We start from the raw sequence: 15,829 nt of genomic DNA, 5'->3' as shown, positions 1-15,829 counted from the left end.
CTAAAACAACCCTTCCATCAATAAATACACTTGCTCTATTTGTTTTAAAAAAAAGTTGATAAAAATACTGTAAAAAAATAAAAATTAACCTTTTTCACCCAGGATTTGTTGTATGATAGTATCATGGAAAACAAGTAATCAGTAGGGGAATTCAAACATTTCGATCAATTACTGTGTGCTTTTTAACAATTAACAAAAAAATATGAAATTTTTTTGATATTTTTCATTAACTTCGCTTGGAATGTGGAGATAGCAATGGTAAAATAGTGTTTGGAAGCGTTTCAATATCATACTACTATACTTGTAACACTAAATAATATTGTAGGATAATATTTAACTTTCCTACGAATCAGAAATTAATTTCTGATCATTTACGAATAGTTGGGGGTAATGTTAGATGTCAGAAGGTACACTGAAGAGAAAATTCCCTTGGGAAGACTTCCATGGTCCAAACCTCGGCTATGTCATGGAGCAATATGATCAATATAAAGTTGATCCTAACTCTATTGATATAGAATTAAAGGAAATCTTTGATAACTGGGGCTCTCCTTCTATACAGACTAATCAAATGACAATATCAGCTGATAACGAACACCTTAGTGCTGATAAAATGACCAAAATTGCAGAAGCAGTCAATCTAGTAACAAATATTCGCAGACATGGACACTTAAATGCAGCTATTTATCCATTTGAGGATTGTAGTGAAAAAAATGAATTTCTTCTTCTTGAAGAATATGATTTAACAGAAGAGGATTTAAAGGAAATACCTGCTCATCTTTTATGCAAGGATGCTCCAGCACATGTAACAAATGGGCTAGAAGCATATAGATACTTAAAAGAGGTATATAAGAGTTCAATCGCATTTGAATTCAGCCATGTACACAATTATGAAGAAAAAACTTGGCTAGTAAAAATGGTTGAATCCGGAAGTATTTTCAAGGATTTATCTAATGAAAAACGCACTTCAATTTTAAAACGATTAACAGAGGTTGAAGGTTTTGAACAATACCTCCATCGCACTTTTGTTGGACAAAAGCGTTTTTCAATTGAAGGGTTGGACATGCTTGTACCAATTCTTGATGAATTGATTTCTAGTGCTGTACAAGTTGGAACAGATACAATAAACATTGGTATGGCCCATCGTGGTCGCTTAAATGTATTAGCACATGTACTTGGCAAGCCGTATGAAATTATTTTTTCTGAATTTCAACATGCACCGAATAAAGAATTAGTACCTTCTGAAGGTTCAATAGGCATTAATTATGGTTGGAGCGGTGATGTTAAGTATCATTTAGGAGCAAATAAACAAATTAAAGATGAAAATACAGTTCGAGCGAAAGTAACATTAGCAAACAATCCAAGTCACTTAGAATTTATTGATCCAATTGTTGAAGGCTATACACGATCAGCTCAAGAGGATCGTTCTGAAAAGGGCTATCCGAAGCTAAATGTTAGTGATGCAATGGCCATCTTAATTCATGGAGATGCTGCATTCCCTGGAGAAGGAATCGTTGCTGAAACACTTAACTTAAATAAGTTAACAGGTTACCAAACTGGTGGGACGATACATATCATTGCCAATAATATGATCGGATTTACAACAGAAAGCCGTGATTCTCGTTCAACAAAATATGCTAGTGATTTAGCAAAAGGTTATGAAATTCCGATTGTCCACGTAAATGCAGATGATCCAGAAGCGTGTCTAGCTGCTGTACTGATTGCAATGGAATACAGAAATAAGTTTAAAAGCGATTTCTTAATCGATTTAATCGGCTATAGAAGATTTGGACATAACGAAATGGATGAACCATCAATGACTCAGCCTAAGTTATATGAAAAGGTACGTAAACATCCAACAGTCCGTGAATTATATGGTAATAAATTAGAAAATGAAGGCGTTTTAAAGTCTGAAGATATTAAAAAGATAATCGAAGAAGTTGAAACAACTCTTGAGAAGGCTTTTCAAAAAGTACCTGATAAAAATGTAGCACAGGCTCACGAAATAAAGCTTCCTGAATTTGTGAATAGTGGATTGCCGGATTTAAAAACTGCAGTAGATAAAGCTAATTTACTAAAATTAAATGAAGAGATTGTGAACTGGCCGGAAAACTTTAAAGTATTTCCTAAGCTGCAAAGAATTTTAGAGAAAAGAGCAAAAGAACTTTCTGAAAAAGGAAAAGTAGATTGGTCTTTAGGAGAAGCATTGGCCTTTGCGTCCATTTTAGAAGATGGTACACCAATCCGCTTAACAGGACAGGATTCACAACGTGGTACATTTGCGCACAGACATATTGTTATTCACGACACTGAAAATGGAGAAACTTACTCACCGCTTCACCGTTTAAAAGATGCAAAAGCATCATTTGCAGTTCACAATAGTCCATTATCTGAAGGTTCTGTACTGGGATTTGAATATGGATATAATGTGTTCGCACCTGAAACATTAGTTTTATGGGAAGCACAATTTGGTGATTTCGCAAATGCTGCCCAAGTATTTTTTGATCAGTTCATAGCAGCAGGTCGAGCGAAATGGGGTCAAAAGTCTGGTTTAGTAATGCTTTTACCTCATGGATTTGAAGGACAAGGTCCTGAACATTCAAGTGCACGTTTAGAGCGCTACTTACAATTGGCAGCAGAAGATAGCTGGCAAGTTGCAAATTTAACAAGTGCAGCTCAATATTTCCATATTTTACGTCGTCAAGCAGATTTGTTGAAACGCGAGGAAGTTCGCCCATTAGTCATTATGACTCCAAAAAGCTTATTACGTAAACAACAATCAGTTTCTGATATCATTGAGCTAAGCGAAGGAGAGTTTATGCCTGTAGTTGAACAACCAGGTCTAGGCCATTCTCCAGAAAAAGTGAAAAGACTTGTATTATGTAGTGGAAAAGTATCAATTGATTTAGCAGATAAGTTAAACACTATAGAAGTCAATACAGATTGGGTACACATCTTAAGAGTAGAAGAACTTTATCCTTTCCCTAAAAAGATAATTTCATCTATTATTGAGCAAATGACATCTCTTGAAGAAATAGTTTGGGTTCAAGAAGAACCACAAAATATGGGTGCTTGGTTGTTTATTGATCCTAGATTACGTGATATTGCACCTGAGGGAGTTCCAGTACGATATATTGGTAGAAGAAGAAGACAAAGTCCTGCTGAAGGAGATCCAAATATTCATAAAAAGGATCAAGAAAGAATTGTAACTGAAGCATTGACTCAAAAAGTATTAGACCAATCATTTGTAAAATCTAAATAAATAGGAATCACTTGCAATTATCCAGCTAGCTATTCTTTTTGATAGTAGCTTGAATGGACAGCTATTAAAAGTAAGTTGCAAGTGCTCAAGGGGGAACCAACATGGCTGAGATTAAGGTACCAGAACTAGCAGAATCTATTACTGAAGGAACAATAGCACAATGGCTTAAGCAACCTGGTGATTTAGTTGAAAAAGGTGAATACCTTTTAGAGGTAGAAACAGATAAAGTTAATGTTGAATTAACAGCAGAATTTTCCGGTGTTTTAAAAGAAACACATAAAGAGTCCGGTGATACTGTACAGGTTGGGGAAACTATTGGTGTCATTGACGAAAAAGGACAAGCTTCAACGTCTGCACCAGAGCAAACTAATGCTGAAAAAGTAGAACCAAAAACTGAAGAACCAGTGAGTCCACAAAATGATGTTGCAGAAGCTGATCATAAACAACGAACGATTGCTTCACCTGCTGCAAGAAAACTAGCACGTGAGCGGGGCATTGATTTACAACAGGTTCAAGTAGCTGATCCACTAGGACGTGTTCGTAAACAAGATGTTGAAGCACATTCTGTTCAAGCTCCTGTGAAACAGGTTCAAGCTGATCAAGTGAAACCTGCGCCTAAAGCATCTGTGGCTGTACAGCAAGAACAACCAGGTAAACCTATTGAACGTATTAAAATGTCAAGACGTAGACAGACGATTGCTAATCGTTTAGTAGAAGTTCAGCAAACAGCTGCAATGCTGACAACGTTTAATGAAGTTGATATGACAAATGTAATGGAGGTTCGTAAACGTCGTAAAGACAAATTTTTCGAACAACATGATGTCCGTTTAGGATTTATGTCTTTCTTTACAAAAGCAGTTGTGGCTGCATTAAAACAATATCCATTATTAAATGCAGAGATTCAAGGTAATGAGATTGTAATGAAAAAGTTTTATGATATCGGTATTGCTGTTTCAGCACCAGAAGGTTTAGTTGTACCAGTAGTTCGTGATGCTGATCGTTTAAACTTTGCTGGTATTGAGGGAGAGATATTAAACCTTGCGACAAAAGCTCGTGACAATAAATTAGGTCTGAGTGATTTACAAGGTGGAACATTTACCATTACAAATGGTGGGGTCTTCGGTTCTTTATTATCGACACCAATTTTAAATGGACCACAGGTTGGAATTCTCGGTATGCATAAAATTCAGCTTCGTCCAGTTGCGATAGACGCTGAAAAAATGGAAAATCGTCCGATGATGTATATTGCGCTATCTTACGATCATCGTATTGTTGATGGTAAAGAAGCAGTAAGTTTCTTAGCTACTGTTAAAGCGCTTCTTGAAGATCCAGAATCTTTATTATTAGAAGGATAACCAGGTTAAACAGAATGATGAATTTCATCATTCTGTTTTTTTTTTTTGAAGTTTGATAGGAACAATTATTTTTTCCCACTCTTATGGGAAAGAAGTATATGGCTTTAACTATCAGAGAAGAATGAAGAACTTACACAATGATAGATTAACTTTACCTAGAAGAGCCATAATAAAAATGAACGAAGGTAGATTTCATAATATTATTATGCAAATTAATAAAAGTAAGTGCAATTTTTTTAAAATTTGCAATTTAAATTATCGTAGTAAAATGTTAAAATGATATCTTATATGATGTTTGTATAGTGTTGGTTATTAATTCAAAGTCATTTCTAATCAAACTAGCTAACAAGAGAAAACGTAGAGGTGATTTTGTGGGAAACAATGTTGAACAATGGTCTTCAAAGCTGGCATTTATATTAGCTGCTGCAGGTTCAGCGATTGGATTGGGAGCAATTTGGAAGTTTCCATATGTGGCTGGTACTAGTGGAGGCGGAGTATTTTTTCTAATATTTATTCTATTTACTTTGTTGGTTGGCTTACCATTATTAATAGGTGAGTTTATTATTGGAAGAAGCACTCAAAAGGATGCGATACAGTCATATAAACAAATCGCACCAAATTCATCATGGCATTTCATTGGCCGTCTTGGGATTGTAACATGCTTTATTTTATTATCCTTCTATAGTGTAGTGGGCGGTTGGATTTTAATTTATATTTTTAAAGGATTAACAGGTGGGTTAAGTGGTCTTACAGAACAAGAGTATGGTGAATTATTTGGTCAAAGTATTACAAATCCAGGTTTAACAATCTTTGCTCAATTCGTATTTTTACTGATCACGATATATGTGGTTTCTAAAGGTGTTTCAAATGGGATTGAAAAAGCAAGCCGTTTTATGATGCCTGCACTATTTATCATCTTTTTTATATTAATTATTCGATCTGTCACATTAGATGGAGCAATGGAAGGTATAATGTTCTTCCTTAAACCAGATTTTTCAAATGTTACATCTGAAACGATTCTATATGCAATGGGACAGTCATTTTTCGCATTAAGTGTTGGGGTATCTGTAATGGTTACTTATAGCTCATACTTATCAAAAAATGAAAATCTCCCTCAATCTGCTATTTCGATTGTAATATTAAACCTATTAGTAGCATTTCTTGCTGGATTAGCAATCTTTCCAGCTGTATTCTCATTCGGGTTAGAACCTGATGCGGGTCCAGTCTTATTATTTAATGTTTTACCGACTGTATTTAACCAGATGCCATTTGGAGTTTTCTTTCTAATCGCATTTTTACTGTTATTTTTATTTGCAACATTAACTTCAGCCTTCTCAATGCTTGAAATAATTGTTGCCCCACTTGCAAAAGGTGTTGAATCAAAACGAAAAAAGTTTTCTTGGATACTAGGGATATGCATTTTTATTGTTGGAATTCCGTCTGCACTTTCATTTGGAGTTTTGAGTCATGTTACACTTTTTGAAAAATCGATTTTTGATGCAGCAGACTTTTTAGTAAGTAATATATTAATGCCTCTTGGTGCACTTTTAATTGCAATATTTGTTCCTTTTAAACTTTCAAAGGAAACACTCTATCAAGAGCTATTACAAGGATCATCACTGAGCAGGAAGCTATTTGTCCTGTGGTATATGCTATTAAAATTCGTTGCACCAATTGTCATTATTTTAGTATTTTTAGATGTTTTAGGTATCATTTAAATGTAGAGGCTGACTCAAAAGGGTCTGACACCTCCCAACATTACTAATATATAGTAGCCTTTATCGTTTAAGGTGCTATATATTGTGCTGGAGGGGTCTGACCCTTTGGTATTGAGTCACCCTCTTTCATCTATGTTAAAATGGTTTCCACTTTAATTGCTGTGCTTCATGAAAACGTCTTTCTACTTCTCGCCAGTTAACAATATTCCACCAATTATCTACATATTTTTTTCTTTCATTTTTATATTGAAGGTAATAGGCATGCTCCCACACATCTAGCACAAGTATTGGAACAACATCCCATTGGCTTAAATTTTGATGTTTTTCAGCTTGGAGAATTTCTAGTCGTCGTGAACGTGGTGACCAGACTAAAATAGCCCAACCAACAGCTTCAACATTGTTTGCAGCCTCAGTGAAATGAGCTTTAAATTTTTCGAAACTGCCAAAGGATTGATTAATTTCTCTCATTAACATGCCAGAGGGTTTTCCGCCTCCATTTGGACTCATGATCGTCCAGAAAATTGTATGAAGATAATGTCCAGCTCCATGAAAAGCAGCTTCTCTCTCCCAATGTTTAATAAGATCGAAGTTATTAGACTTCCGCGCTTTTTGCATCTCTTTTTCGGCTTTATTTAATCCATCTACATAGCTTTTATGGTGTTTATCATGATGTAATCTCATTATTTCTTGGTTAATGTAAGGCTCTAATGCATCATAATTATACGGTAACGGAGGGAGGGTATGCTCACCAATTGGTACTGTACCCGAGTGAGTTTGAACTCGGGATTTTTCATCTACTTCTTTAGCATCCCTTACTTCAAAATAACCCTTAAATTGTAAGTATAATTGATTTGCACGATCATAAATTTCCATTTCTTCCATTGTGCTTTCTTCGCTAAGCTCATTTTGAAATTGGATCAATTGCTGTTTCCATTCTTCAAACGTATCTGATATTTCGCGTTCTTGTAACTCATCAGTTATTCCGTGGTAGCTAGCTAAAATCTCATCACACCATTGTCTCATTGAAACAATGTATTCTTTTGACAATCGAATCCCTCCCCTTATTTAGTCGTAGTCAATATATGCATAAAGAGTAAAAGGTTGATTGTTTTTAGGGATTTCGTAAGTACACCTTTAAATAATGTGAAAGAGTTAACAAAGGAAAAATATAATTGTAGCTATGATAATTAATATAGAATTGACCTGGCAAACCGACTCCGGTAGGGTATGATGACGATTCTTTGCTATTGGAATCATTTAATAAAAAGGCGAGTCCTCTTTGTACTGATTCACTTTTTTTATAATTAGCCTGAATAAGTGTATCAAGTGCCCATGATGTTTGCGAAGGTGTACTAAATTGAAGAGGAACAAATTGTTTTTTCATACTGCTTGAACATGATTCACCCCAACCTCCACCACCAAGCTGGATAGATTCTAACCATTTTACCGCTTTTTTTATGGCAGGGAATGTAGGTGAGACTCCAACAGCAATAAGACCAGTTACTGCAGCCCAAGTTCCGTATATGTAACAAACACCCCAACGACCATACCACGAGCCATTAGATTCTTGATTGTTCAATAACCAGTTGACTCCTGCTTTTACACTTGGGTGATTTAATGTTAATCCAGCATAATTACCTAGGAACTCTAATGCTCGACCTGTTAAATCAGCAGTTGATGGATCGATTGCAGCATCATTAGCATTCTCTAGCGGAAGATAGGTAAGTAATTCAAAACCAGTATTTTTTTCAAATGCCGCCCACCCGCCATTTAAATTTTGCATCGATAATAAGAATGTAACACCTTTATTCCATGCAAAATGAAACCTATTATTCGTTAGTGCACGCCTCGCTATGGCTCTTAATGCTGCTGAGGTGTCATCATTATCAGGATTTATCGTATTATTATGTGAAAAACCCCATCCACCAGGTACTGTATTTTGGTTGTGAATCTTCCAGTCTCCCTTTTTTGAATGTTGTTTAGAGAGGATATAAGTAGTAGAGTTTTTAATAACCTTTGTATGAAGACTAACATTTGCTTCCTGTAAGGCATAGCTAATTAATGCTGTATCCCAAATTGTAGAGGTAGAGTTTTCTAAGTGAATTCCATTGCATTTTGATGTGATAAGCTGTTTAAGACCATCAAATGAACGCTTAATTATTGGTGCCTTTTTTTCATATCCTAATGCAAGTAGGGCATAGATCATAAAGAATGTTGCACTAGCATAGCTATATAGTGTCCCATCACCTTCGATTCTTTGCAGCATATACCTTTCTGCGCGTTCATAACCTAAACGATGGAGATAGATAGGTAGCTGTAATATATTTTTCATTTCAGTTATGAATGGATTTTGTGTACGAGTATGATGTGATAAGTCCCATTGATCTAATTGATCAGTGAGGTTACGATCGAAAAGGTGATCGAGATTTGGTTTGAATTTTGATTGAATTGTAAACTTTTTATTCGCAGCAATCATCATAGGGACAAAGTGTATTCTTGCGTAACTACTAAATTGATAAAAATTTAAAGGATAGGAAGGAGGAATAAGTAGAAAGGTCATAGGGATATAAAAAAACTTTGGCCAACGATATAAGCCATTTACTGCCAGCATCCATTTTGTCATAAAATGAGTATTTGATAAACCGCCGTTCTTTCGAATAAAATGTTCTGCTTCTAGTAGTAAAGGGTGCTCTCGAGAATAAAGTCCAGAATAAAGTAGAGCAGTATATGCTTGGACTGTTGTGGAAAGATTACCTTCCTTTTCATCAGGGTATGCTTTCCAGAGTCCATTATTTGATTGTAAAGAAAAGATGCGTTTTGTTAATTTTTCAATAAGTATCTCTTCATCCTCAATTTCTAATGAGCGTATTGTCATGATCATAAAGGCGTCAGTCATTAGACCACCTTCAAAGCAAAATTTCCAAGAGCCATCTTCTTGTTGTCGTTTTACTAATTCGTCAGCTCTTCTTGAAATCTCATCACTTATCATCTTATCTGTTATCATATGAAAATATTCACCTCACCATATGAGTATGCAAATGGGTTTTTTGTTATGTTTCTTATGAAAATAGAAGAAATTCATTTTAGGCTATTCGATTTTATCGAAAAGTCTCAAGATTTTTTCATGTAAACTTTTATGATAGTGGCTCTATTAAGCTTGGTTGTTGATTTTTTTTGCTGCAGGTGTTCGCTTTCCGTGGGCGGTCCGGAAGCCTCCTCGGTGCTTTGCCCCTGCATGAGCCTCCCTTGGACTAGCACTCTAAGCAGGAGTCTCATGTTACGTTCCGATCAACAAAGTGTCAAAATCCACAGTGAGCTACAACAGAGCCTTGATAGTAAAAAAAAATGTAACTAAATAAATTGGAAGTTAAATCATAATAATAAAGCTATATTTGGCAATTTCCTTTATTTCATATAAAATATAAGAAAGAAGAAAGGATTGAATTAATATGATACATAAAACATGGCAAACGTCAGCACCTATTAAAAAAGTAACCTGTGTACATACAAACGCTGAAAAATATATGGTTAACCGCGCTTTAACCGCTGGCAAACAGTATGAAGTACAAAATGAAACAGAAGAATTTTATTTTGTCATTGACAATACTGGAAAAGTTGGCGGCTATTATAAAGATTATTTCGAAGTGCAATCATAATGGATTTAAAAAAGGATGAACGGTATCATCCTTTTTTTAATACTCAAAAAAAATTGACATTATTAAAGGTAGTATTATTGTTAAAAGTGATAATAGAATTCATAACTTTCCAATCGCATTTTGTATTTTTAAATAATTATTATCAAATGTGAAAATAATATCAAAAACAATATCAGATAGTGAATGAATGAGGAGTGTCATCATGGATTCAAAAGCAAAATTGATTCTACACCCAGTAAGAATGAAAATTGTTCAAACGTTAATAGGTGGAAGGGAATTAAATGTACAGGAAATAGCTCAGAAATTAACAGATGTACCACAGGCTACACTTTATCGTCATTTAAACAAGCTATTAGAAGCTGAGGTTATTCGGGTCGTAAGAGAAAATCAAATTCGTGGTACGGTTGAAAAAATCTTTGCATTAAGTGAACACGAAATAGGAGGAAAAGAGGACCTGGAAAAATTAAGTCGTGATGAACATTTAAACCTGTTTTTAACATTTATGACCCATTTGCTAGGTAAGTATGAAAACTATCTAAATCAGGAACAAATTGATTTATTTGCAGATGGGGTGAGTTTTCGTGAAGCAACTGTTTATTTATCTGATGAAGAATTTAAAGATTTTGCATTAGAGTTATCAAAACTAATGAAAAAAGTGATTGAAAATGAACCTTCAAGTGATAGACAGGCAAGACATATTGCAAGTATTTTTATTCCTGAACAAAAATAATAAACATGATTAAGTGGGTGGAAATAACTAAATGCAAGCAATTAAAAGGAACGAACATAACTATTACATATCTTGTCAATGTATTGTTTCATTTATTAATAGAATAGTATATTAATTTTTCTTGTAATTATGTCCTATTTTTAGTATAAACAATACATAATGAAATAAATTTATTATTGAAAAATAGAAATTTGTACATTCGAATTAATATTATTGGAAACGTTTAACAAGAAAGGAAAGACATACATGAATGAGAAAAAACTGCATATAAGAGATGCACAGCTTGAGGATCTTGCGAAAATTGTTGAAATATACAACTCGTCTATCCCTGGAAAACTAGCAACCGCTGATTTAGAAGAAATAACTGTTGAGAGCAGATTAACATGGTTTCATGATCACAACTCACATCATCGACCTTTATGGATCTTAGAGGAAGATGATGTGAGTGTTGGATGGTTAAGTTTTCAATCGTTTTATGGAAGACCAGCCTATCATGCAACTGCAGAAGTAAGTATATATTTAGATCCATCCGTTCATGGAAGAGGCTATGCACGCATTTTAATTGAAAAAGCTATTTCACAATGCCCTAAATTAGAAATAAAAACATTACTTGCATTTGTATTTGGCCATAATGATCCAAGCATTCGGTTATTTGAAAAGTACGATTTTGAAAAGTGGGCTCACTTACCTAAAATTGCTGATATGGCAGGTGTAGAAAGAGATTTGCTTATCCTTGGGAAACGAATTACTCAATAATAATTAGATAGGATACAAATGCATGTTCTTTAGGGCTTTGTATCCTACATGTGATGAGATAGATCAACAAACGAATATAAAACCTGTTCAGTTCACTCTCTGTAGAGGGGATCCAAGGAATGCTCTACTCCTTCATTTTTAGAGCATCAAGGATTCATCATATTCGTTTTGGATATGAATTACTTGAATAGATTCGTTCACTTAAAACAAATACTTAATAAGAATGAAAATGTCTTTTACATAAAGGCTCTGTTAAAGATCACAATTGATTTTGGCACTTTGTTGATTAGAACGATTACGTGAGACTCCTGCGGGAGGCTTACGTACAACATGCGGAAAGCAACGCCTGTAGCGGAAATCAATAGCCAAGTTTGACAGAGGCTAGTTAAAAAAGTTTAACAAGAAGGTGAATCTATGCAAGATCAATTATGTACACATAATGATTTAGATGGTGTAAGCTGTGGAATTCTTGCGAAGTATGCATTTAATGACAAGATTGATGTATATTATCACTCGGTAAACAGTCTTGATTATCATGTTGAAAGGTTTCTAAATGAAGCTAGCGAGAAAAAGACAAAACATGAACTTTACATAACAGATTTATCTGTAAACAAGGAAAATGAATTAAGATTAAAGGAGTACGCTTCAAATGGAGGGAAAATTCAGTTAATTGATCACCATAAGACTGCCCTTCATTTTAATGAATACAATTGGGGTCTAGTACAGGTGGAGGAATCGCAAGGAAAGTTAGCTTCAGCCACTTCTTTATTTTATAAATATTTAGTAGAGAAAAATATAATAAAGCCTACGATTGCTTTAGCTGAATACGTTGAACTCGTTCGTCAGTATGATACATGGGAATGGGAGAAAAATGAAAATATAAGTGCAAAAAGATTAAATGATCTTTTATATATGCAATCAATTGAAGAATTTGAAGAGAAAATGCTTGATAGGCTTAAACAAAATGATCATTTCTCATTTGATGAATTTGAAGAAAAAATATTAGATATTGAAGAGAAAAAAACGGAACGCTATATTCGACGGAAAAGAAAAGAGTTAGTTCAAACGTTTATCGGTGATCTTTGTGTTGGGATTGTTCATGCGGAGTCCTATCATTCAGAACTAGGGAATGCACTTGGAAAAGATTATCCTCATCTAGACTGTATTTCAATATTGAATATGGGGAATAAAAAAATTAGTTTCCGTACCATTCACGACTGTGTAGATGTATCAGAGCTAGCCTCAAAATACGGTGGTGGCGGTCATGCAAAAGCAGCAGGCTGCCAGATAACAAAAGAAGCGTATAAAGAATTCGTTCAAAAACCATTTTCTATCAAACCATTAAAAGAAGATGCACGCCACAATCGATATAATAACAAGGATCGCTGTGCACACTATGAAAACAAAGAGGATGAACAGTTTTTACTTTATCATGAAAAGAAAGAACAGTTTGTCATCGAAAAAAACCATGTTTTACTTCCTGAAGCATACCCATCCTTTGAATTAGCGGAACGATTTTTAAAAAGATCTTATTCTGCTGGTCTTTCTAAGGATGATAAGCTGATAAGTTATTTAATCAAATCCTATGAGCAAAATAAATAATTGTTTAGAAAGTAAAGAATAGTAAGGCATAAAGTCAAATGGTCAGACCCCTCCACCACGATATATAGTCTATAAATGAATTGCTACTATTTAAATTTCGTTTGGATAGGTTCGACCCTTTTTTAGTTTATTGTAAAAGTATTATATGTAAAAATTGTATAAAGTAAAAAACGTAAATTTCTTTTTTAAGCACTTGTTTCAACTTGTGAAATTTCTGAACGGTGGACTAGAATAATATCATGAATCACTGATTCAACTTTTCTTAGTTCGCAGTAACCACTGGAGTATGTATAAAATACTTCATACAATTCCTCATTGTAAATGACAACCTCCAAAATTAACCCACCCTTATGTTTCATATTTGTTATAATACAATACCCTAATTTTTTCTAATTAAACTAGTTTTTTAAGAATATTTAAAATTTTTAATTAATCCACAACGATATTAGCAATCATCGGAACGCCATGTCCTTCATGTGAATGTGTGTCACAAATTAACCGGTATGTGCCTTCTTCTTTAAAATGCAGAGGTACAATGGTTTCTTCGCCTTTTTTGACTGTTCCCCTTATATCAGTTCCCTCAATGTAAAATGGATGTTCATCACCATTTACTCCAATTATACTTAATGTTACCTTTTCGTTCTTTGGAATGACAATTGTACCTGGATCCCAGCGATAAGCTTCAATTTTCTTTCCATCAGCTGTCGTTGAAGTAAATTCGCCTGTTATCATGTTTATGACAAGTTCTTTGCTATTTTCCTCACTGTTATTGAATGTAGGTATGGCATCATTCGTGAAATAATACAAACCACCGACTACAAAAGCTGCAACAACTAGCAACAACCACTTTCTTTTGATGATGATAAACTTCATAAATTCCCCTCCCAAATGCATGTCTATATTATCTATATGACAAATAGAAGGAGAACTTGTCTAAAAGATTCAAGGATATGATAATTTTTTTCTTTGAATATAGTAAAATGAGATTTTTCGACACACTTGCCTTCTATTATCTAGAATTTTATTTAATTAGTCATTTTTTACTATATTTGGACAAAGACGTTTAAGGTAGGTTTGAAGTGGTATATGAACAACTGTACAACATCAAAACCTAAAGGAGGATTTCAAAATGAATAACGAAAACAACAAAATGAGTAGGGAAGAAGCCGGCCGTAAAGGTGGTAACAAAACAGCAAGAGAGCATGACAAGGAATTCTATCAAGAAATCGGCCAAAAAGGTGGAGAAAAAACGGCAGAGGAACATGATAAAGAATTCTACCAGGAGATCGGCCAAAAAGGTGGAGAGAAAACGGCAGAGGAACATGATAAAGAATTCTATCAAGAGATCGGTCGAAAAGGTGGAGAAAAAACAGCTGAGGAGCATGATAAAGAATTCTACCAAGAGATTGGTAAAAAGGGTGGAGAAAAAACCTCAAAAGAGCATGGTAAAGAATTCTATCAAGAAATTGGAGAAAAAGGTGGAAATAACTCTCGGTCGAATAGATAAGAGTGGGTTAGCTGTAACAGGAATAACAGGATGTTTATCATTATCGTAAAATTGCAAAATAACATACTCTATTAATTAAAACCCAAGGTGAATTCATTTAATGAGGGCACCTTGGGTTTATTGGTATTGTAATATGGTGAAAACCATGTTATAGTAATAAAGCGATGAGCTGAATTGTGTAAGTCGACAGACATGCCAACTGGCTAAATGCACGATGTGGCGTGCAGTCTATCGCCTCAATACGCAAAAAAGACGTCTTTTAGACGTCTTTTTTTATTCGGTTTTTTATCTGGAATGTTAATATGTTAAACAATAAATTATTCTTAGAAAAGAGGCTGTTTATGAAAAATCCGTCAATATTATTTATTGGAGCAGGAAGAATGGCTGAAGCTATTATTGCAGGGTTACATAAAACGAGTCACGATCAAATAGAAAAAGTATATGTATCAAATCGGTCCAATTCAAAAAGGCTACAAATCCTTGCTGAGAAATTTGGTGTTATCAAAGTACAACACTGGAGTGAAACAGTCAAAGATGTAGATGTTATAGTACTCGCTATGCCACCTGAACAGCATGGAACCATTTTAGAGCAGTTGAGCAATTATGTTGAGAATCAATTTATCGTAACTATCGCTGCAGGTATTGGCCCGTCTTTTTTAGAAGCAAGGCTGCCTTCTAATAGTGCAGTTGGGTGGATTATGCCGAATACAGCAGCTGAAGTAGGGCATTCGATTTCTCTCTATACATATGGTAAGACTGTTACAGAAACACATAAAGCACAAATGTCACTCCTCGTAAATTCCATTGGTAAAGCACAGCTTTGTACAGAACAGGACATTCACAATTTAACAGCTGTAACAGGTAGTGCACCAGCATTTTTGTATCTTTTTGTTGAATCTCTTATTGATATGACGGAAAAATTAGGAGTCACGAAAGAGACTTCACAGAAATTAGTTACTGAAATGGTAATTGGTTCAGCAGAAATGTTGAAAGCAGGGAAGTCACCTAAGGACCTTAGAGAGCAAGTAACAACTCCAGGTGGTGCAACTGCAGATGGCATTAAAATACTAGATAATGGTGGCTTTCAACAACTTATTCAAGAAGCAATTGTTGCTACTAACAAAAAAGCAAAGGGTAACAATTAAAGAACAAAAGCTCAAGCATTCGATGTTTACTTAGCGTATAAGGAGTATCTAGTTGACTTTTAGCTGTAGCTGGTTGTCAAAGCACTTTTTCACAGTACTAG

The 15,829-nt window shown here is 34.6% G+C and carries 13 protein-coding genes; 9 read left to right on the top strand and 4 right to left on the bottom strand.

Annotated elements, in window-relative coordinates; translation table 11 throughout:
• Positions 1 to 397 precede the first annotated feature (397 nt).
• The 3 genes from sucA to I7822_RS10925 all read left to right on the top strand — a co-directional run bounded on the left by sucA (position 398) and on the right by I7822_RS10925 (position 6,332).
• On the top strand, positions 398 to 3,259 hold the full coding sequence (sucA, locus tag I7822_RS10935) for a 2-oxoglutarate dehydrogenase E1 component (protein ID WP_207977911.1): 2,862 nt from the start codon (positions 398 to 400) through the stop codon (positions 3,257 to 3,259).
• Positions 3,260 to 3,360: 101 nt separating this feature from the next.
• Positions 3,361 to 4,614: a 2-oxoglutarate dehydrogenase complex dihydrolipoyllysine-residue succinyltransferase gene (odhB, locus tag I7822_RS10930; RefSeq protein ID WP_207977909.1), complete on the top strand. Its 1,254-nt coding sequence runs from the start codon at positions 3,361 to 3,363 to the stop codon at positions 4,612 to 4,614.
• A 371-nt stretch (positions 4,615 to 4,985) separates the two neighbouring features.
• Positions 4,986 to 6,332, top strand: a complete 1,347-nt coding sequence (locus I7822_RS10925; RefSeq protein ID WP_207977907.1) for a sodium-dependent transporter — start codon at positions 4,986 to 4,988, stop codon at positions 6,330 to 6,332.
• A 135-nt stretch (positions 6,333 to 6,467) separates the two neighbouring features.
• Here I7822_RS10925 and I7822_RS10920 read toward each other — a convergent pair whose 3' ends face one another.
• Together I7822_RS10920 and I7822_RS10915 are read right to left on the bottom strand one after the other, a co-directional pair.
• Positions 6,468 to 7,379, bottom strand: a complete 912-nt coding sequence (locus I7822_RS10920; RefSeq protein ID WP_243459408.1) for a superoxide dismutase — start codon at positions 7,377 to 7,379, stop codon at positions 6,468 to 6,470.
• A 64-nt stretch (positions 7,380 to 7,443) separates the two neighbouring features.
• Positions 7,444 to 9,336: a terpene cyclase/mutase family protein gene (locus tag I7822_RS10915; RefSeq protein ID WP_207977905.1), complete on the bottom strand. Its 1,893-nt coding sequence runs from the start codon at positions 9,334 to 9,336 to the stop codon at positions 7,444 to 7,446.
• A gap of 445 nt (positions 9,337 to 9,781) precedes the next feature.
• Between I7822_RS10915 and I7822_RS10910 the strand changes: the two genes are divergently transcribed.
• The 4 genes from I7822_RS10910 to I7822_RS10895 all read left to right on the top strand — a co-directional run bounded on the left by I7822_RS10910 (position 9,782) and on the right by I7822_RS10895 (position 13,076).
• On the top strand, positions 9,782 to 9,988 hold the full coding sequence (locus I7822_RS10910; RefSeq protein ID WP_207977903.1) for a DUF6501 family protein: 207 nt from the start codon (positions 9,782 to 9,784) through the stop codon (positions 9,986 to 9,988).
• Between the two features lie 202 nt (positions 9,989 to 10,190).
• Positions 10,191 to 10,718, top strand: coding sequence for a helix-turn-helix domain-containing protein (locus I7822_RS10905; protein ID WP_207977901.1), 528 nt, complete (start codon positions 10,191 to 10,193; stop codon positions 10,716 to 10,718).
• Positions 10,719 to 10,964: 246 nt separating this feature from the next.
• Complete coding sequence (locus tag I7822_RS10900; protein ID WP_207977899.1) at positions 10,965 to 11,474, top strand: GNAT family N-acetyltransferase; 510 nt, start codon at positions 10,965 to 10,967, stop codon at positions 11,472 to 11,474.
• A 414-nt stretch (positions 11,475 to 11,888) separates the two neighbouring features.
• Positions 11,889 to 13,076, top strand: coding sequence for a DHH family phosphoesterase (locus tag I7822_RS10895; RefSeq protein WP_207977897.1), 1,188 nt, complete (start codon positions 11,889 to 11,891; stop codon positions 13,074 to 13,076).
• A gap of 185 nt (positions 13,077 to 13,261) precedes the next feature.
• Here the strand turns inward: I7822_RS10895 and I7822_RS10890 are convergent, their stop codons facing one another.
• Positions 13,262 to 13,411, bottom strand: coding sequence for a hypothetical protein (locus tag I7822_RS10890; RefSeq protein WP_207977896.1), 150 nt, complete (start codon positions 13,409 to 13,411; stop codon positions 13,262 to 13,264).
• A gap of 94 nt (positions 13,412 to 13,505) precedes the next feature.
• Complete coding sequence (locus I7822_RS10885) at positions 13,506 to 13,949, bottom strand: cupredoxin domain-containing protein (RefSeq protein WP_207977894.1); 444 nt, start codon at positions 13,947 to 13,949, stop codon at positions 13,506 to 13,508.
• A 256-nt stretch (positions 13,950 to 14,205) separates the two neighbouring features.
• Between I7822_RS10885 and I7822_RS10880 the strand changes: the two genes are divergently transcribed.
• Both I7822_RS10880 and proC read left to right on the top strand, forming a co-directional pair.
• Positions 14,206 to 14,583, top strand: coding sequence for a KGG domain-containing protein (locus tag I7822_RS10880; RefSeq protein ID WP_207977893.1), 378 nt, complete (start codon positions 14,206 to 14,208; stop codon positions 14,581 to 14,583).
• Between the two features lie 341 nt (positions 14,584 to 14,924).
• Entirely contained in the window at positions 14,925 to 15,728 is an 804-nt protein-coding gene (gene proC / locus I7822_RS10875; RefSeq protein ID WP_207977891.1) for a pyrroline-5-carboxylate reductase, read from the top strand.
• Positions 15,729 to 15,829: the final 101 nt, after the last annotated feature.

Origin of the sequence: Metabacillus bambusae (assembly GCF_017497975.1) — a bacterium.
GTDB classification, from domain to species: domain Bacteria; phylum Bacillota; class Bacilli; order Bacillales; family Bacillaceae; genus Metabacillus; species Metabacillus bambusae.
Note: the sequence above shows the minus strand (reverse complement) of the source record. Positions and strands in the feature narration are given on the sequence as shown.